The organism is Pseudomonas sp. S44 (genome assembly GCF_016624805.1).
Taxonomy (GTDB): domain Bacteria; phylum Pseudomonadota; class Gammaproteobacteria; order Pseudomonadales; family Pseudomonadaceae; genus Aquipseudomonas; species Aquipseudomonas machongensis.
In genome coordinates this window covers 379,995-397,965 of sequence record NZ_JACVTY010000001.1, presented here as the reverse complement: position 1 = coordinate 397,965, position 17,971 = coordinate 379,995, and the positions used below count along the sequence as shown (strand labels likewise).

The 17,971-nt window shown below is 65.8% G+C and carries 19 protein-coding genes and 1 pseudogene; 16 read left to right on the top strand and 4 right to left on the bottom strand.

Features of this window, described 5'->3' with window-relative positions; genetic code table 11:
• Window position 1: 1 nt before the first annotated feature.
• The 7 genes from IAE40_RS01675 to madM are packed head-to-tail and all read left to right on the top strand — an operon-like array spanning window position 2 to window position 4,718.
• On the top strand, window positions 2-301 hold the full coding sequence (locus IAE40_RS01675; protein ID WP_200602514.1) for a malonate decarboxylase subunit delta: 300 nt from the start codon (window positions 2-4) through the stop codon (window positions 299-301).
• The gene (locus IAE40_RS01670; RefSeq protein ID WP_200602513.1) at window positions 294-1,139 is read left to right on the top strand and encodes a biotin-independent malonate decarboxylase subunit beta; all 846 of its coding nucleotides are present in this window, start codon (window positions 294-296) and stop codon (window positions 1,137-1,139) included. Before IAE40_RS01675 ends, IAE40_RS01670 begins: the two co-directional genes overlap by 8 nt.
• Window positions 1,139-1,930 (top strand): biotin-independent malonate decarboxylase subunit gamma, encoded by a 792-nt coding sequence (gene mdcE / locus IAE40_RS01665; RefSeq protein ID WP_200602512.1) that lies wholly within the window; start codon window positions 1,139-1,141, stop codon window positions 1,928-1,930. Before IAE40_RS01670 ends, mdcE begins: the two co-directional genes overlap by 1 nt.
• 1 nt (window position 1,931) lies before the next feature.
• Entirely contained in the window at window positions 1,932-2,546 is a 615-nt protein-coding gene (locus IAE40_RS01660; protein WP_200602511.1) for a malonate decarboxylase holo-ACP synthase, read from the top strand.
• Entirely contained in the window at window positions 2,543-3,463 is a 921-nt protein-coding gene (gene mdcH / locus IAE40_RS01655) for a malonate decarboxylase subunit epsilon (protein ID WP_200602510.1), read from the top strand. Before IAE40_RS01660 ends, mdcH begins: the two co-directional genes overlap by 4 nt.
• 60 nt (window positions 3,464-3,523) lie before the next feature.
• A complete protein-coding gene (gene madL, locus IAE40_RS01650) occupies window positions 3,524-3,946 on the top strand; it encodes a malonate transporter subunit MadL (RefSeq protein ID WP_063544829.1) in 423 nt (140 codons plus the stop codon).
• A 1-nt stretch (window position 3,947) separates the two neighbouring features.
• Window positions 3,948-4,718 carry a malonate transporter subunit MadM gene (gene madM / locus IAE40_RS01645; RefSeq protein ID WP_200602509.1) on the top strand — a complete coding sequence of 257 codons (771 nt, stop codon included), beginning with the start codon at window positions 3,948-3,950 and terminating at the stop codon, window positions 4,716-4,718.
• Window positions 4,719-4,740: 22 nt separating this feature from the next.
• On the opposite strand, the gene IAE40_RS01640 is transcribed toward madM, so the two are convergent.
• A complete protein-coding gene (locus IAE40_RS01640; protein WP_054891430.1) occupies window positions 4,741-5,652 on the bottom strand; it encodes a LysR family transcriptional regulator in 912 nt (303 codons plus the stop codon).
• 250 nt (window positions 5,653-5,902) lie between these two features.
• Between IAE40_RS01640 and IAE40_RS01635 the strand changes: the two genes are divergently transcribed.
• The 3 genes and pseudogenes from IAE40_RS01635 (at window position 5,903) to IAE40_RS01625 (ending at window position 7,248) form a co-directional block, all read left to right on the top strand.
• Complete coding sequence (locus IAE40_RS01635) at window positions 5,903-6,454, top strand: ATP-dependent Clp protease proteolytic subunit (RefSeq protein ID WP_054891324.1); 552 nt, start codon at window positions 5,903-5,905, stop codon at window positions 6,452-6,454.
• A 231-nt stretch (window positions 6,455-6,685) separates the two neighbouring features.
• Window positions 6,686-6,841: pseudogene (locus IAE40_RS01630) on the top strand (general stress protein); the annotation flags it as partial.
• A 128-nt stretch (window positions 6,842-6,969) separates the two neighbouring features.
• Window positions 6,970-7,248, top strand: a complete 279-nt coding sequence (locus IAE40_RS01625) for a DUF6555 family protein (RefSeq protein ID WP_153773571.1) — start codon at window positions 6,970-6,972, stop codon at window positions 7,246-7,248.
• A 78-nt stretch (window positions 7,249-7,326) separates the two neighbouring features.
• On the opposite strand, the gene IAE40_RS01620 is transcribed toward IAE40_RS01625, so the two are convergent.
• Window positions 7,327-8,433 carry an alkene reductase gene (locus tag IAE40_RS01620; RefSeq protein ID WP_151924743.1) on the bottom strand — a complete coding sequence of 369 codons (1,107 nt, stop codon included), beginning with the start codon at window positions 8,431-8,433 and terminating at the stop codon, window positions 7,327-7,329.
• Between the two features lie 235 nt (window positions 8,434-8,668).
• The gene (locus IAE40_RS01615) at window positions 8,669-9,676 is read right to left on the bottom strand and encodes an aldo/keto reductase (protein WP_054891328.1); all 1,008 of its coding nucleotides are present in this window, start codon (window positions 9,674-9,676) and stop codon (window positions 8,669-8,671) included.
• A gap of 294 nt (window positions 9,677-9,970) precedes the next feature.
• Between IAE40_RS01615 and IAE40_RS01610 the strand changes: the two genes are divergently transcribed.
• Window positions 9,971-10,441 carry a YbjN domain-containing protein gene (locus IAE40_RS01610; RefSeq protein ID WP_200602508.1) on the top strand — a complete coding sequence of 157 codons (471 nt, stop codon included), beginning with the start codon at window positions 9,971-9,973 and terminating at the stop codon, window positions 10,439-10,441.
• Window positions 10,438-11,373, top strand: a complete 936-nt coding sequence (locus IAE40_RS01605) for a peptidylprolyl isomerase (protein WP_153773574.1) — start codon at window positions 10,438-10,440, stop codon at window positions 11,371-11,373. Before IAE40_RS01610 ends, IAE40_RS01605 begins: the two co-directional genes overlap by 4 nt.
• 43 nt (window positions 11,374-11,416) lie before the next feature.
• Here the strand turns inward: IAE40_RS01605 and alkB are convergent, their stop codons facing one another.
• Window positions 11,417-12,061 (bottom strand): DNA oxidative demethylase AlkB, encoded by a 645-nt coding sequence (alkB, locus tag IAE40_RS01600; RefSeq protein WP_065862838.1) that lies wholly within the window; start codon window positions 12,059-12,061, stop codon window positions 11,417-11,419.
• Between the two features lie 284 nt (window positions 12,062-12,345).
• On the opposite strand from alkB, the gene IAE40_RS01595 reads away from it, so the two are divergent.
• The 4 genes from IAE40_RS01595 to qhpG are packed head-to-tail and all read left to right on the top strand — an operon-like array spanning window position 12,346 to window position 17,954.
• Window positions 12,346-14,256: a sigma-54-dependent Fis family transcriptional regulator gene (locus IAE40_RS01595; RefSeq protein ID WP_197889657.1), complete on the top strand. Its 1,911-nt coding sequence runs from the start codon at window positions 12,346-12,348 to the stop codon at window positions 14,254-14,256.
• 3 nt (window positions 14,257-14,259) lie between these two features.
• Entirely contained in the window at window positions 14,260-15,993 is a 1,734-nt protein-coding gene (locus IAE40_RS01590; protein ID WP_200602507.1) for an ABC transporter ATP-binding protein, read from the top strand.
• Complete coding sequence (qhpE, locus tag IAE40_RS01585) at window positions 15,983-16,660, top strand: subtilisin-like serine protease QhpE (RefSeq protein ID WP_200602506.1); 678 nt, start codon at window positions 15,983-15,985, stop codon at window positions 16,658-16,660. The genes IAE40_RS01590 and qhpE overlap by 11 nt, the downstream gene beginning before the upstream one ends.
• Entirely contained in the window at window positions 16,614-17,954 is a 1,341-nt protein-coding gene (qhpG, locus tag IAE40_RS01580) for a flavin-dependent monooxygenase QhpG (RefSeq protein ID WP_234465021.1), read from the top strand. Before qhpE ends, qhpG begins: the two co-directional genes overlap by 47 nt.
• Window positions 17,955-17,971 lie beyond the last annotated feature (17 nt).

Sequence of the window (17,971 nt, the reverse complement as noted above, 5' to 3'; positions counted from 1 at the left end):
CATGGAAACCCTGAACTTTCAATTCCCCGCTGCGCAACCGGGCCGTGGCCGTGCCCTGGTCGGCTGCGTCAGCTCCGGCGACCTGGAGGTGCTGATCGAGCCCGGCCAGGCCGGCAGCCTCGATATCCAGGTCGTGACCTCGGTCAACGGCAGCCAGGCACGCTGGAGCCAGTTGTTCCAGCGCCTGTTCGACGGCCGCAACTTGCCCGCGCTGAAGATCGACATCCATGATTTCGGCGCTACGCCCGGCGTGGTGCGCCTGCGCCTGGAACAAGGCTTCGAGGAGATCGGCCATGACTGATAACGAACGCCTGTTGCACAGCCGCAGTTTCGTCGAACTGGGGGCCCGCCAGCGTGCCAGGGCCTTGCTCGATGCGGGCAGTTTCCGCGAGCTGCTTGGCCCCTTCGACCGCCTGATGTCGCCCTGGCTGCCACGCCAAGGCATCGTGCCGCAGGCCGATGACGGCGTGGTCATCGCCAAGGGCTCGCTCGACGGCCGTCCCGCCGTGGTCGCAGCCATCGAAGGCGGGTTCCAGGGCGGCAGCATGGGCGAGGTGGGAGGCGCGAAGATCGCCGGCGCCTTGGAACTGGCCGCCGAAGACAACCGTAACGGCATCCCCACCTGCGCCGTGCTGTTGCTGGAGACCGGGGGCGTGCGCCTGCAGGAGGCCAACCTGGGCCTGGCGGCGATTGCCGAGATCCAGGCCGCGATCGTCGAACTGCGTGCCTACCGGCCGGTCATTGGCGTGATCGCGGGTTCAGTCGGCTGCTTCGGCGGCATGTCCATTGCCGCCGGGCTGTGCAGCCATCTGCTGGTAACCCGCGAAGCACGCCTGGGCCTCAATGGCCCACAGGTGATCGAGCAGGAAGCGGGGATCGGTGAGTACGACTCGCGTGACCGGCCTTTCATCTGGAGCCTTACCGGTGGCGAGCAGCGCCACGCCAGCGGCTTGGCGGACGGCTACGTCGCCGATGACGTCGAGGCTGTTCGCAGCCAGTTGCTGGCGTTGCTGGACGCACCTTCTGCGCAGCGTGCCAGCCGCCATCAGTGGTTTCTCGAGCGCCTGGCGCAACTGGGTGATGACTGCCCGCAACTCGATGCCGCCGCCGTGCGTGCCCTCTATCAAGGAGATGCCTGATGAACCGTGCCCAGAACTGGTTGCAGGGCCTTGCCGGCGGCGAGTCGCTGCCAGGCTTCCCCGCCTCGGTGCAGGTGGTCGATGGCGAGCTGGACAATCGCCTGGCGCGCTTTATCGCCGTGGTGCCCGATGCGCGCAATCCCTTTGTACGCGCCCGTAGCGGCGAGGTTGGCCTGCTTGAAGGCTGGGGCCTGGCCAAGGCGGTCGCCGAGGCGGTGGAGGCCGACCGCGACAGTGAGAAGCGCGTGCTGGTTGCGCTGATCGATGTACCCAGCCAGGCCTACGGGCGGCGTGAGGAAGCGCTGGGTATCCACCAGGCCCTGGCCGGTGCGGTGGAAGCGTATGCCCAGGCGCGCCTGGCCGGGCATCCGGTGATCGGGCTGCTGGTGGGCAAGGCGATGTCCGGGGCGTTTCTTGCCCACGGCTACCAGGCGCAACGACTGATCGCGCTGGATGACAGTGGCGTCATGGTGCATGCGATGGGCAAGGCGGCAGCGGCGCGTATCACCCTGCGCAGTGTCGAGGACCTGGAAGCCTTGGCCGCCGAAGTGCCGCCGATGGCCTACGACCTGAAAAGCTACGCCTCACTGGGGCTGCTGCACAGGCGTCTTGCCGTGGATAACGCGCAGGCGCCGACCGCCCGGGATCTGGCACAGGTCCGTGCCAGCCTGATCGATGCCGTGCGCGACATTGGCGATACCACCGACCTGCGTAGCCGCCTGAACGGCGAGCATCGCAGCGCCTCCCGCGAGGTGCGTCAGCGCCTGCGCAGCCAATGGCAGGAGGCCTGAGATGTACGCCCCGCGCCCACACGACCTGCTCTGGGGCATGACTCCGGCCATGCTGCCTGCCGATGCGCCTGCCTGGGTGCACTCGGTGCTGGCAGCCGGCGAGCCGGTGGTAGTGCGCCGGGCGCTGGTGGCACCGGACCAGGTGGCGGTCGGGGTACGCGGGAGAGGGCGCGAGCAGCGTTTTGCCTGGCAGATGCGCCTGCTGGACATCGAGCGCTGGGTCAGCCCCGAAGCGCTGCGCGGGGAGGGCGAGTTGTCGTCGCCAGCCTTGCGTGCGTTATCGCAGGTCAGCGCTTGGTTGAACGATCGCGAGTGGCTGTGGGGACCTACCGGCAGCATGGGTTTCCAGCTCGCGACGGGAATCGAGGTGCTGCACGCTGGCAGCGATCTTGATCTGCTGCTGCGCGCCCCTGTGTCGATACCTCGTGAGCAGGCCGCTCGACTGCTGAAACAGTTGGAAGGCGCGGCCTGTCGCGTCGATGCGCAACTGGAAACGCCCCAGGGCGCGGTTGCCTTGCGCGAATGGGCCAGCGGGGCGCGTCGGGTGCTGCTCAAGTCGGCGGCTGGCGTGCGTCTGGTGAGTGATCCATGGCAACTGCAGGAGGATGCGGCATGAGCAGCCTGTTCGCGTTCCCGGGGCAGGGCGCCCAGCAGGTGGGGATGCTTCATTGCCTGCCTGAGGGCAGTTCGGATCTGCTCGAAGCGGCCAGCGAGGCGCTGGGCGAGCAGGTGCTCACGCTCGACAGCGCCGAGGCGTTGCGCCATACCCGCGCCGTGCAGCTGTGCCTGCTGTTGACCGGCGTGGCATGGGCGCGCTGGCTGATGCGACGCAGCCCGGCGCCGGAGTATGTGGCCGGGTTGTCGATCGGTGCCTATGCCGCGGCGGTCACCGCCGATGCGCTGGCACTGGAGGACGCCGTACGCCTGGTATCGCTGCGCGGCGAGCTGATGCAGCAGGCTTATCCGACAGGCTACGGCATGACGGCCTTGAGCGGCCTGGACCTGCCCAGTGTCGAGCGTTTGCTGGAAGCGGTCGGGGGTGAGGTGTACCTCGCCAACCTCAACAGCGACAACCAGATCGTCATCGCTGGCAGCGATGCAGCGATGACAGCGGTCGCCGCGCGCGCACGCAGCCTGGGGCAGGGCGTGGCCCGGCGCCTGGCGGTCAGCGTGCCGTCGCATTGCCCTCTGTTGGCGGCGCCTGCGGCTACCCTGGCCGCAGCGTTCTGCGAGGTCGAACTGCGTCGCCCACGCATCACCTACCTCAGCGGCAGCACGGCACGACCGATTTTCGATCCGGCACGCCTGCGCGACGACCTGGCCGGCAACATGGCTCGCATTGTCGACTGGCGCGCGACCCTGCGTGGCGCCTGGGAGCGCGGTGTGCGCCTGCACCTCGAATTGCCGCCGGGCAGCGTACTCACGGGTCTTGCCAGGCGAGTCTTCGAGCCTGGAAAGGTGCTGAGCGTGGAGTCCACCCGTGCCGACAGCATCGATGCACTGTTGCGTCAGGAGGTGGCCGACAACCGATGACCGCGCTGTAGCTCGAAGGACAACAACAAACAACTTCGATACAACCTGAGGACAACAACAATGATCATCTATGGTGTGGCTCTGCTGGCGGTGTGCACGCTGGCCGGCGTTATCGTCGGCGACTTCCTGGGCGTGCTGTTGGGCGTCAAATCCAATGTGGGCGGGGTCGGCATCGCCATGATCCTGCTGATCTGTGCGCGGCTGTACATGCACCGCAAGGGTGGCATGAGCAAAGAGTGCGAGTTCGGCGTCGGTTTCTGGGGCGCGATGTACATCCCGGTGGTGGTGGCCATGGCGGCCCAGCAGAATGTGGTCACTGCCCTGCACGGCGGGCCTGTGGCCGTGGTGGCCGCGGTCGGTGCGGTGCTGGTGTGCGGCGCGACCATTGCGCTGATCAGCCGCAGTCACCGCGGCGAGCCGCTGCCGGCGCTCGATGCGACACCGCCAGCCTCGGTGCAGCCTGCACCTGCGGGAGGTCGCTGATATGTGGCCGCTCATTGAGAAAGCCCTGGAACACAATGACCTGATCACCGCTTTCGCCGTCGTCGGTGCGGTGATGTGGGTATCGGTGATGCTCTCCAGATACCTCACCTTCGGCCGCGTGCACGGCTCGGCCATCGCCATCGCCATCGTCATCGGCCTGGTGCTGGCCTGGATCGGCGGCAACCTGACCGGCGGCCAGAAAGGCCTGGCGGACGTGACGCTGTTTTCCGGGATTGGGCTGATGGGGGGAGCGATGCTGCGCGATTTCGCCATCGTCGCCACCGCCTTCGAAGTGCAGGCCACCGAAGCGCGCAAGGCCGGGATGATTGGCGCGGTGGCGCTGTTGCTGGGCACTGTGCTGCCGTTCATCGTCGGCGCGGCGGTGGCCTGGGCCTTTGGTTATCGCGATGCGGTCAGTATCACCACCATCGGCGCGGGCGCGGTGACCTATATCGTCGGACCGGTGACCGGGGCGGCGCTGGGTGCAAGCTCCGATGTGATGGCCTTGTCGATTGCCACAGGCCTGATCAAGGCGATCCTGGTGATGGTGTTCACGCCAGTGTCGGCACGTATGCTGGCCCTGGACAACCCGCGCTCGGCGATGGTGTTCGGCGGCCTGGCCGGGACCGTTTCCGGTGTGACGGCCGGGCTGGCTGCAACGGATCGGCGATTGGTGCCTTATGGTGCGCTGACCGCCACCTTCCATACCGGGCTGGGGTGCCTGATGGGGCCGTCGATCCTGTATTTCTGTGTACGCGGCCTGGTTGGATGAGGAGGACAGTCGGCCTGGGCTGTCACCCTTCGCGACTGTACATCCGGCATTCAGCCAGTAGCGCCAGCAGGTTCGGCTCGCGCTCGCGGGCCTTGAGAAACACCGCACCGATGTGCTGCTGCAACCGGTAGCGCGGTTGCAGCGCGATCAAGCGCACGCGGTTCTCGTACACCGCGGCGATACGTCCCGGCAGCAGGGCATAGCCCACCCCGGAACTGACCATGCTCAGCAGGGTGAAGATATCGTTGACCTGCATCGCCACTTTCGGTTCGAAGCCGGCCTGCTCGAACACCCGCGCGCCGTCCCGGTGGGTGGCGAAACCCTGGGTGAGGGTGATGAAGGTGGAGTCGGCCAGGTCCGCCAGGTCGACTTCGGCCTGCTCGGCGAACGGCGAGTCGGTCGGTACGGCCAGGAAGATATCGTCGGAAAACAGCGCCAGGTGTTCGCAGGCCGGATCGTTGATGCTGTCGTCGAGCGAGACCAGGATGGCGTCCAGTTCATGGTTCTTGAGACGGTGCAGCAAGTCGACGTTCGAGCCGAGCGTGAGGTCGATGTTCAGCTCGCTGCGGCGCAGCTTCAGGCCCATGACCAGCTTGGGCACGGTCTTGACCGTGAGCGAGTACAGCGCCCCGAGGCGAAAGCGTTCGGCATAGAAACCTGCGGCCTCGCGGGTCTGGCGCACCATCTGCTCGGCGTCCTGCAGCAGTTGTCGGGCCTTTTTCTCCAGTACATAGGCGCTTTCCAGCGGTATCAGCTGGCGGCCTTCGTGCTTGAACAGCGGGCAGCGCAGGGCGTTTTCCAGCGAGTGGATCGCCCGGTGCACGCTGACCGCGCTGGTCGACAGTTCGCTGGCGGCACGGCCCAGGTTGCCGCTGCGCATGAAGGCGAGGAAGGTCTCGAGCTTCTTCAGGGTCAGTTCTTCGTCGATCAGCATGCACAGGCGCTCGCGGGCGGTCGGAGCGTCGATGATGCCACAGCACGGCGCGGCCCAGGCAGCCTTGCGCAGGGGCGCGCCGCCGTCGGTGGTCACCGGCAAGCGCGGGGCTGGGAGTTGCGGGGGAACTTTGCCGGGCCAGACGATTCCACCGAATGCCGGACCTTCTGCAGCGGCTGCACGCTGCCTCCGGTATCGCCAGCCCGACCGACTGAACCATCGTCTTCGATGGACGACCCTGGAGGTATGCATGGCCCGACATATCATTCACTTCACCGGCCCGATCAATTCCTCGACCTGTGGCAACCTGATCAGTACCTGTTCACGTGCCGTGCAGCAGGGCGCCGAGGTGTTGCAGATCAACATCGCCACCATGGGCGGCGAGTGCAGCTATGGCTTCACGCTGTACAACTTCCTGCTTGGCCAGCCGGTGCCGGTGCACACCCATAACCTCGGCACCGTCGAGTCGATGGGCAATATCCTGTTTCTTGCCGGCAGCCATCGTACGGCTTGCCAGTACAGCAAGTTCCTCTTTCACCCGTTCCACTGGACCCTGCACGGCTCGGTGGACCACTCGCGCATGGCCGAGTACGCCATGAGCCTGGACTACGACCTGCGTCTGTATGCCGAGATCGTCGCCGAACGTACGCAAGGCTCGGCCGAGGACCTGGATGTGGTGCGCTACCTGATGGCCTATCCACGCATCCTCGGGCCACGTGAGGCCCTGGCCAGCGGAATGATCCATGCCATCGACGAACTGCCGGTCGCGGCCGATGTGGTGCAGTGGAGCGTGCATGCCTGAAGCCTGCGCTGGAGGGCGGCCTAGAGGTTGGTGCGCAAGCGTTCGCTATCGCCGCCTTTTAGCGCCGCCGGTCAGTCCGCCTGCAATGTGATGGAGCAGATCGTCGCACATCCGCTCGGAACTCTTGTGGGGCGCGTATTCGTGCCTTACGCCACAGACCCGTAAAGGAGAAATGACATGGCACACGACCAGGATCGCCCAAGCCAACGTGGTGGCACCAAGGAAACCAACCCTGGCAACTTTGCCAACGACCGCGAGCGGGCTTCCCGTGCAGGCCAGAAGGGCGGCAAGAATTCGGGGGGCAACTTCGCCAATGATCGAGCTCGTGCTTCCGAAGCCGGGCGCCGGGGTGGCCAGAACAGCCACGGCGGTGGTCGCAGTCAATGAGCAAGCGGCTGCTCAGCTGCAGACGGTGCAGCCTTGGCAGGGTTTTTCAGCGGGTTCGATAATCTTTTGAATCTTCACGGAAAACCCTGATCAATCAGTAGTCATCCATGGAGAAGAGGAGGCCCGTGATGCCAGCCCCACAGTTGTACATCATCGAATACACGCTGCACGACGAGGCGCGCAGCTTCATCATTCGATCGGAGCGAATGGACAATGCCGAGGCTTGGCATTGGGCCAGTTGTGATGCAGGGGTCGGGATCATTCCGAAGTTCGGACGAGAGAAGATCAAGAAGGTGAGTCGACCCATGGCCGAGCGTTATGGGGTGACCGGGGTGAGCTGGCGGTTGTCTGGGAGCAAGCCTGCACCTGCTCAAAGCGAACGCAAACCCGATCACGCAGCGGGATAACGGCTTCGCAGCTGAACCTGCTCTCACAGAGCTATCGCCTGCAGGCGCGGTCAAGTCCGCGCCTGCATAGCTCCGGTATCAAGCCCGGCGCAACGCGGGGTAGTCCGTGTAGCCTTCGGCGCCATTGGCGTAATCGAACTGTGCGCGGTGCTCGTTCAAAGGCGCTTGCTGCTGCAGGCGTTCCACCAGGTCCGGGTTGGCGATATAGCTGCGCCCAAAGGCCACCGCATCGATCAGCCCACGCGCAATCAGCGCCTCGGCTTTTTCCGGGGTGTAGCCGCCAGCCGCTACGATCACCCCCGGATACACGGCGCGAATCGCCTCGCGGAATTCGTCACGCAGCGGCTTTCCTCCGGCCCAATCCGGCTCCGAGAGATGCAGATAAGCCAGGTTGCGCTTGGCCAGTTCTTCGATCAGGTACAGCGCTGCGGCTTCCTGATCCTCACCGTTGTCGACCCCATTGAACGGCCCCAGCGGGAAGATGCGGATCGCCACGCGGTCGGCGCTCCAGGCGGCGATGGCGGCGTCCACCGCTTCCAGCACGATCCGTGCGCGATTCTCGACGCTGCCACCGTAGCGGTCTTCACGCACGTTGGCGCTGGGCGAGAGGAACTGGTGCAGCAGGTAGCCATGGGCGGCGTGCAGTTCGATCAGGTCGAAGCCTGCGTGCTGCGCATTGTGGGCCGCCTGGCCGAAGTCAGCGACGATGTCGGCGATTTCAGCTTCGCTCAACGCCCGCGGCGCGGAGGTTTCGACGCGAATTACATTGCCCTGTGCGTCGCGCAGCGAGGTGCGGGCATCGGCGGGCAATGCCGACGGCGCAACCGGCGCGGCCTGGCCGGGCTGTAGCGAGGTGTGGGAAATACGCCCGGTGTGCCAGACCTGTACCGCGCTGTGCCCACCTGCTGCATGGATGCGTTCGTTGACCAGGCGCCAACCGGCGATCTGCTCGTCGGTGTGGATACCGGGTGATCCCGAATAGCCTTTGGCCTGGAAGGAAATCTGTGTCGCTTCGCTGATGATCAACCCGGCACTGGCACGCTGGCTGTAGTACTCGGCCATCAGCGGCGTGGGTACATCGCCCGGTTCCAGGCTGCGCAGGCGTGTCAGGGGCGCCATGAAGACGCGGTTTGGCAGGGTGAGGGGGCCGACTTGAACGGGGCGGAACAGGTGCTCGAGTGTCATTGAAGCCTCTGGGTGCAGTAATACGATGGGCTGCACCATACCTGTCCCATTGGGGAAAGGGGGGACCGGTATCCCCGCTTGTCGCTCCCCAATGGCCTGCAATAGAGCGTTTACGGCGTATCCAGTAGCAGAAGTCGCCTATCCGGGAGGCTATCTGTAGTACCTGAGCCGCCGACGAGTGTCGACGGCGTCACGGGCGATCATCGATTTCGTTCGGGAGGAACGGCGGCGCACTTCAGCGCGCCAAGCGTCCGCTGACAAAGTGTGCGACGTCATTGAACCCCGGCGTCGAGGCATGCCCAGGGGTTACCAGCGAGTCGATGAAGGCTTCGTCCTCGGCGGTGATGTTGACCTCCAGCGCTCCGGCGTAGGTTTCCCACTGCGCCTCGGTACGCGGCCCGACGATGGCCGAACTGACCAGTTGGTTGTTGAGCACCCAGGCGATGGCGAACTCGACGATACCTACGCCCTTGGCGTCGGTGTAGGCGTGGATCTTCTGGGCGATGGCCAGCGACTCCTGACGCCACTCCACCTCCATGATCCGCTTGTCCTGGCGCCCGGCGCGGCTGCCGGCGTCAGGGGTCGAGCCTGGCGCGTACTTGCCGCTGAGCACGCCACGGGCCAGGGGGCTGAACGGCACCACGCCCAGCCCGTGGTAGGCCGCGGCGGTCAGTTGCTCGGGCTCGGCCTGGCGGTTGACGATGTTGTACAGCGGCTGGCTCACCACAGGCTTGGGCACCCCGAGGCGTTCGGCCAGGTTGCAGATCTCGGCGATGCGCCAGCCGCGGAAGTTGGACACGCCCCAATAGCGAATCTTGCCTTGCTGCAGCAGATCACCGATGGCTCGCACGGTCTCTTCCAGCGGTACCTTGTGGTCTTCGCGGTGCAGGTAGTAGATGTCCAGGTAGTCGGTGTCCATGCGCGTCAGTGTTGCCTCCAGCGCATTGAACAGGTGCTTGCGTGAGAGCCCGCTGCGGTTGGGCAGGCCGTCTGCCGGACCGTAGCCGGCCTTGGAGGCAACGATCCAGTCCTGGCGATGGCGTGCCACCGCTTCGCCGACGATCTCCTCGGAGCGCCCGGCGTTGTAGACATCGGCGGTGTCGATGAAGTTGATGCCCTGGTCCCAGGCGCGGTCGATGATGCGCAGCGAAGCCTCGGTATCGGTCTGTTCGCCGAACATCATGCTGCCCAGGGTCAGGGCTGAGACTTGCAGGCCGGAGCGGCCGAGAGGGCGGTAGCGCATGCTGGAGGTCCTTGCGTCGAAGAAGATGATTGGACCGTTTTACACACAAGCACCGGGCTTTGAAAGGGCGGAGGATAGGGTTCGCTACGCTGTGCCGGTGCCAGGGCAAAGAGAATTTCTGGCCGAGCGCAATCCTTGTGCTACTACTTGATATCGACACGCGCGATTGCAGATGGACGGTCGCAGAGGCAGGGAATTCGCCAGCGCTGATGTCTTGCCAGCCCCCGCTATAGCCGTCTTCCTGCTGCGCGTGAATGAATCCGAGCTGTTTCATCACCACAAGGAAGGCTACACATGACCGAAGTCACCCTGATCGAAACCGTGAGCGCCGATTCCCTGACCAAGCTGCTGCAGGATGCCGGCTACCGGGTCAATCGTAGCGAGCAGAATGCCGTCGTGCAGCTGCTCAGCGCCAGCCAGGGCGTGGGTTACGCAGTACGGTTCGGCAATCGAGCCAAGGACCAGGAGGGTGAGTTCCTCGACTTTACCTTCAGTTGCGTGTTGCGCATCCAGGGCGAGCTGCCGGCCGGGCTGGCCGAGCGCTGGAACGCCAGCCGTCGTTTCGCCCGGCTGTCGGTGCAGGGCGAGTTCCTGGTGATGGAAAAGGACGTGGTGGTGGCCGATGGCGTCAGCGAGGCGCATCTGCTGGGTAGCCTGGTGCTGTGGGATCGCCTGCTGCAGGAGTTCATCGTCTACCTGCGCGACTACAGCCGCAATGTCGCCGACCAGACCGAACAGGTGGCTGGCGCGGCGACTGCTTCGTGACTTCCCGTACCTTCTGGGCCGGCGCGGGTGCGCTGGCCGTCATTGTCGTGGCTGTCGCCCTTGTTCTACGTCCGGGGGAGGAGCCGGTCGCCGCAGCGCACCCGGCGGCGACCGAGGTCAAAGGGCCGGTGTTGGCCAGCCTGGGCGAACAGAAGGTCGGCAGCGACGAGCTGAAGACGCTGCTGGCGCAGTTACCGGAGCCGACCCGCGAGCACCTGCGTGGCGATCGTCCGGCATTGGAGGCATGGATTCGCGCACGCCTGGCAGAAAAGGCGCTGTATCGCCAGGCCGAAGCCAAGGGCTGGCCACAGCGTCCAGATGTCGAGGCGCAGACCCGTGCGGTGAGCGAACAGATCGTATTGCGCGACTACCTCGCTTCGGTCACCCGAGTGCCTGACGATTACCCGAGCCAGGCAGAGCTTGAGCAGGCGTACCAAGCCACCAAGGACGAACTGCGCCTGCCGGTACGCTATCGCTTGAGCCAGATTTTCCTGCGGGTTGAAAATCCCAAGGACGACGAGGCAGTGGTCAAGCAGGCCCAGGCCCTGGCCAAGCAAGCACGCGACGGCAATTTCGCCACGCTCGCCCGCGAGCACTCCCAGGACACCGGCACTGCCGCCCAAGGCGGCGACAGCGGGCTGCAGGCGCTCGACCAGTTGCTACCTGAAGTGCGTGAGGTGGTGACGCGGCTCAAGGTCGACGGAGTGAGTGAACCGGTGCGCACGGCGGCGGGCCTGCACATCATCAAGTTGGTCGAACAGCAACCGGCGCGGGCGGCAACCCTGGAGGAGGTGACACCGCAACTGACCCAACTGCTCAGGGCACAACGCCAGGAGCAACTGGTGCGCAATTACGTCAACGGCATGTTCGATTCGGCGACCTTGAGTATCGACGGGGCGGCATTGAACCAGGTGCTGGAGGCCAGTCGCTGATGCTCCTTGAGTGATCGTGCCGAATCTCATTCGGTACGGTCACTCAACCTGCCTTGCGCAGGGTCAGGTTGATCCGTCGTTCCCCCATCCGCTCATGCTTGCCCGGCTTGATCGGCAGCACGCCATGAAAGCGCAGGCGATCCTCGCCACCCCATACCATGACATCGCCATGACTGAGCGGCACATGCTGCGGCCGGTCGCTGCGTTGCATGCCGCCGAGCAGAAAGACGGCGGGCAGCCCCAGTGAGATCGACACGATAGGCTGGCTGAAATCCTGCTCGTTGCGATCCTGGTGGAGGCTCAGGCGTGTACCGGGCAGGTAGTGGTTGACCAGGCACGCATCCGGCACGAACCCGTCGAAGCCGGCTTGGGAAGCGGCCCGCGCAGCCAGCGTCAACAGCACCTCGGGCAGCGCCGGCCAGGGTTTGCCGCTCAACGGATCCAGCGGGCTGTAGCGGTAGCCACGCGCGTCGCTGACCCAGCCCAGGCTGCCGCAATTGCTCAGCGCGACGGCCATGTGCAGCCCGCCGGGCGTCTGCATGTGTCGAAAGGGTGCCGCGCGCAACACTGGGCGCAGGGCATCGAGCAGGGCTTCGACCTCGGGCAGGGCAAAGCCTGGCAACAGCATGACCTGGCTGGCCAGCGATTGCGGCTGAGAACCGAAGAGGTCGAGGTCTGACTGGATCATGGCGGGCACTGGCGTGGGTAAGCCTGGATTGTATCGCTGTTGATTCGTCCAGCCCATGGCAAATGGTCGGAGGGCGCCCTGAGCGCAGGTTCGGTCGGTCCGAGCAAGCGACCCTGTGCACCCGCGGATCGAAAAAGACGCTGTGGCCGGGCGCTTTCGTCGTGCGAGCGGGCTTGCCCGCAGACACCGGCACAGCCTGCGCCACCCACAGCCGCAGCCCGCTTTACGTATGCGTCAGGCTGACGCACACTGCGCAGAGTTCCGGGGTACAGCTGGAGTAAACGATGGCGCGACAATCACCCATAACAGACGCCCACGACCCGATGCAGCAATCCCGCCAGGTCCGCCTGCACCTGGCCAACGAGGGCGAGCTGCCTTCCGGCATGCTGCGCGAAGAGATCGATGCCTCATGGCGGCGCAGCCACGGCCATGGCCTGGACTGCCTGCAAGGCGAACAGGTCGGCCTTGGCGTCGAGCACGGCCAGAACCTGCAGACCCTGCTCGAGCTCAACCGCACGCTGATTGACGCCGTCACCCCCGAACTCGACTACCTGGTCGAGCGCCAGGGCAAGGGCGGAATCATCATTCTCGGCGATGCCCAGGCCAATGTGCTGGCCATCGAAGGGCAGACCCATGTGCTCAATCGCAATGGCCTGCGCGACCTGCACCCCGGCAGTTGCTGGAGCGAGGCGCTGCGCGGCACCAATGCCATCGGCACCGCCGTGGTCGAAGGGCGGCCCACCCTGATCAACTGCGGTGAACACTACCTCGATCGCCTCAGCCCGTTCTCCTGCACCTCGGTGCCCCTGCGCGATCCACGCGGCGAAGTGATCGGCGTGCTCGACATCACCCGCGAAGGGGTGATGAGCCAGCCGCAAGACAGCCTTTCGACCCTGATGCTTGCCGCCGGCAACATCGAGAGTCGGCTGTTCGGCCTGTACCACCCCGAGCAGTTGGTGCTGGCGTTCCACAGTCGCCCGCAGTACCTGGGCAGTGCCTGGCATGGGCTACTGGCCCTGAGCCTTGATGGTGAGGTGATGGCAGCCAACGAAAATGCCTGCCAGTTGCTCGGGCTACCACGCCCTGGCTTGATCGGCCGACGTTGCAGCGACTTGCTCGGCGAGCGTTCGCCGGCCTTTCTCAACCGCCTGTTGCAGGGCGGGATGAGCAGTGTGCAGACCGCCAAAGGGGAATTCTTCGTTCGGGTGCTGCAACTGCCGCGCCATGGCAACCTGGGCGCGACCGTCGCGACAAAGCCTGTTGCGGCGGTCAAGTGGTCGGCGCTCGATGCACTGGGCGGTGGCGACAGCCGTCTGGCGCGGGGTTTGCGCATGGCTCGCCAGGGCCTGGTCAACGGGCTGCCGGTGCTGCTGCTGGGCGAAACCGGGACAGGCAAGGAAGTGGTGGCGCGTGCCCTGCACCAAGCCAGCCCGCGCGCGGACAAGCCGTTCGTTGCAGTCAACTGCGCAGCGATTCCCGAAGGGCTGATCGAGTCCGAGCTGTTCGGCTACCGCGATGGCGCGTTTACCGGCTCGCGCCGCGGCGGCATGGTCGGTCGGCTGATGCAGGCCCATGGTGGTACCTTGTTCCTCGACGAAATCGGCGACATGCCACTGGCCCTGCAGGCCCGGCTGCTGCGCGTGCTGCAGGAGCGCCGTGTGGCGCCGCTGGGGGCCGGCGAGGAGCAGGACATCGACGTGGCGATCATCTGCGCCACGCACCGTGATCTCAAGCGGCTGGTAGCCGAACAGCATTTTCGCGAAGACCTGTACTACCGCGTCAACGGCGTGACCCTGCGCCTGCCGGCCCTGCGCGAGCGTGATGACCTCGGCACCCTGATCGAAGGGGTGCTGGACAAGCTCGGCGCCCGCGGCGTCACCCTGGATCCGGCATTGACCTCCCTGCTTGAAGGCTTCGACTGGCCGGGCAATATCCGCCAACTGGAGATGGTATTGCGCACCGCGCTGGCCATGCGCGAGGCGGGTGAGCAGGTGCTCGGGCTCGATCACCTGACCGATTGCCTGCTCGACGAGTTGTCCAGTGGTACTACTGCTGCCGGTAGCCTGCGCGAGAATGAACTGGAATTGATCCGTGGCGCCCTGGCGCGCCACCAGGGCAATGTCTCGGCCGCCGCCGAGGCGCTGGGCATCAGTCGCGCGACGCTGTACCGCAAGCTCAAGCAGTTGCGCGGATAGACCATGGGCGGAGTGTTCTCGCGCCTGATCGAGTCTGGCGACCCCGTGCTCATGCGCCAGGCCCTGGCCTGGCTGTACGGTTTCGTGCGGCCCCAGCGCCGGGCCATCGCCGTGTTGCTGGGGTTGTCGCTGGTCGCTTCGCTGCTGGCCCTGGCCCAGCCCTGGCTGGTCAAGACCTTGATCGACGAGGGCCTGCTGGCACGCGATTACCAGACGCTCTGGCACATGGCGGCGTTGATGATCGGTGCCGGGGTGCTGGGTACCGTGCTGTCGGGGGTCAACCGCTACCTGCATACGCGCTTGTCGGGGCGCATCCTGTTCGCCTTGCGCGACGACCTCTATCGACACTTGCAGCAACTGTCGCCGACGTTCTATGGGCGACGCCGTACGGGCGATATCCTTTCGCGCCTGGACGGCGATGTCGCCGAGATCCAGCGTTTTGCCGTGGATTCGCTGTTCGCGGCCGTCTCCAGCGTCATCGGCCTGTTTGGCGCGGTGGCCTTGATGCTGATGTTGTCGTGGCGACTGTCGTTGTTGCTGGCCTTGCTCGTACCGATCGAGGTGCTGTGGTTGCGTTGGATGCGGCGCAAGGTCGAACGCGAAGTGCGCAGCCTGCGTGAGCGCTCGGCGGACGTGTCGTCGTTCCTGGTCGAGACGCTGCCTGCGATGAAGTTCATCCAGGCCGCCGGGCAGCAGGGGCGTGAAGCGGGGCGCCTGGACCAGCTGGGGCAGGGCTACATGAAGCAACTGCTCAAGGTACAGATCACCGAATTCTTCACCCAGGCCGTGCCCGGCACCCTGACTTCATGGTGTCGCGCCTGTGCCTTTCTGGTAGGCGGCTGGTGGGTAATCCAGGGCACATGGCAACTGGGTGCGCTGATCGCCTTCTCGACCTACCTGGGCATGGCGGTGGGGCCGGTGCAGAGCTTGCTTGGCCTGTATGTCGCGGTGCAACGGATGGCGGTGAGCCTGGGGCGGGTCATGGAACTCAAGCGCGAACCGGTGGCGGTCACCGAGCCGCAGGTGCCCAGGCCGATGCCCGACGGGCCGGGTGAATTGCGCCTGGAAGGCGTTGGCTTCGCTCATGAGGGCCGCCAAGGGGCAGTGCTCGATCAGGTCGATATCACCGTCGCGGGTGGGCTGAAGGTGGCCATCAGCGGTGCGTCAGGGGTGGGCAAGTCGACCCTGATCGACCTGCTGCAGCGTTTTTACGACCCGGATCGTGGGCGTATCCTGCTCGACGGTGTCGACCTGCGCCAACTCGACCTGGCTGCACTGCGCCGTCGCATCGCGGTGGTCAGCCAGGACATCGTACTGTTTCGTGGCACCCTGGCTCAGAACCTGGCCTACAGCACACCTGACGCCAGCCGCAGCGCACTGGAGCAGGTGGTGCGCCTGACCCGCCTGGAGAGCCTGGTGCAAAGCCTGCCGATGGGGCTCGACGGCGCCCTCGGTGAGCGCGGCCAGCAGTTGTCCGGCGGGCAGAAGCAACGTATCGCCATCGCCCGCGCCCTGCTACAGGATCCGGCGATCCTGGTACTGGACGAAGCCACCTCGGCCGTGGACGAGGCGACCGAGCGCGAGGTGATTGCCGCGATCGACCAGTTGTTTGCCGGGCGCACGCGCATTCTCATCAGCCACAGGCTGTCGACCCTGGCCGATGCAGACCTGCATCTGCAGTTGCAGGGCGGCCAGTTGCGGGTTCTGCAGCAGATACGGGTCGACCATGGCCATTGAACTGCGTTTGGGGGTGATCGACAGCGGCTGCACCTTGTCGCAAATGTCGACAGTGGTGGCCGCGCGGCGCTTCTGGCTGCAAGACGGACTGCTCCAGGAGGGCGAGGCGCAGCCTGATGCCCTTGGCCATGGACGTGCGGTCCTGGAGTGCCTGCGCGAGGGGGCCGGTGATGTACCGGTGCTGGTAGCCCAGGTGTTCAGCGACCAAGGACGGACCAGCGCCTTGCAGGTGGCTGCAGCATTGCTGTGGCTGGTGGAGCAGGGCGCCACTCTGGTCAATCTGAGCCTGGGGCTGCAGCAGGACCGTCCCGTGCTGCGCCAGGCCTGCGCCGCCGCCCAGGCTGCCGGCGTCGTGTTGTGCGCGGCCAGCCCGGCCCGTGGCGCTGCGGTGTATCCGGCCAGCTACCCGAACGTGCTGCGCATCACGGGCGATGCCCGTTGCCGCGCAGGCCAGTGGTCATGGCTGGGCACGGCGCAGGCCGACTTCGGCGCGCCGGTGGGGGGGAATGCCCAGGCAGGGGCCAGCCTGGCGTGCGCGGCCTTGACCGGGCGAATGTGCGCACTGTTACGCGAGCATCCCGAGCTGCAACCTGCACAGCTACGTGCCTGGCTGCAGGCGCATGCGGCTTTCGTCGGGCCTGAGCGTCGAGGTGTCGATGAGCCGTGACCCGCAGATCCTCGTGCTTGGTGCAGGCCCTGCCGGGGCCGCAACCGCCATAGGCCTGCGGCGCATGGGCTATGCGGTCAGGCTGGTTTCGGAGTGGCGCCGTTTCGATGCCGTCGAAGGGGTATCGCAGCGGGTGTTGGACGGCCTGCGCCACGCAGGGCTTGGCCTGGCGTTGGGGGTGGCGACGATCGCTGCCGCGCGTCAGGTGCAATGGAACGGCGAACGGATGCAGATGAATCAGGAGTTCCTGCTCGATCGTGCGCGCTTCGATCGAGCGTTGCGCGAGGATCTGCTGCGCGCCGGGGTGCATGTCATTCACGGGCGTGTCCGCGAGCTGACGCAGGACGGGCGACACCGGGTGCAGCTCGACGACGGCCAGGTGCTGCACGGCGATTTTCTGGTCGAAGCCCGTGGTCGCCAGGCGCCCCTGCCTGCCAGCCGCCTGCGCGGCCCGGAAACCGTCAGCCTGCTCAACCTCTGGCAATCGACAGCAGGCGGCCCGCCAGCTTCTGCAGTGGAAAGCCTCGATGATGGCTGGGCATGGATGGCGCGCCTGGCAGACGGGCGTTGCTACTGGCAGATCACCCTCGATGCCAGCGCGGCCTCGCTGCCGGGCAGGGCGGCACTGGGGGAGTATTGCGCGGCCCGGCGGCGGCAGTCGGCAGGGGTCGCACAGTTGTTCGATACCCAAGCGTTGGAGCCCGCTCAGGTGCATGCACGCAGCAGCACGGCGATTCTTGCCGGCGCGTGTGCCGGCGCGGACTGGCTGCGGGTGGGGGATGCGGCGATGGCCGTCGATCCTCTGTCGGGCAACGGGATCTTCCAGTCACTGTCGTCGGCCTTGCAGGCGCCGGTGGTGATCAACACCTTGTTGAGGCGACCGGAGCGGTCGGCGTTGGCGCAACGCTTCCACCAGCAACGGGTCGAGCAGTTGTTCCTGCGTTTTGCCCGCACAGGGCGGGATTTCTATCGACTGGAACAAAGACATGCCGACGCGGGGTTCTGGGTACCGCGCCAGAGATGGCCTGATGACCAGGGCATGCACCAGGCCGCAAACTGGCAGGCGGTTCGAGTTGAACGCAGGCCAGTGTTGCGCGAAGGCTGGGTGGACGAGGCCGAGGTGGTGGTGACGGCCGACCAGCCGCTGGGGGTATGGCACCTGCAGGGCATCGAACTGGCGCCGGTTGTACGGGCCCTGCAGGCGGGTTCGGGTCTGCTCGAGGCGCTGGCGGACACGCCTGAGCAAGCACAAGCGATGGTGCGGCGCTGGTTACTGGAGCAGGGTTATCGCTGAGGGGCGGGTATGCTTTT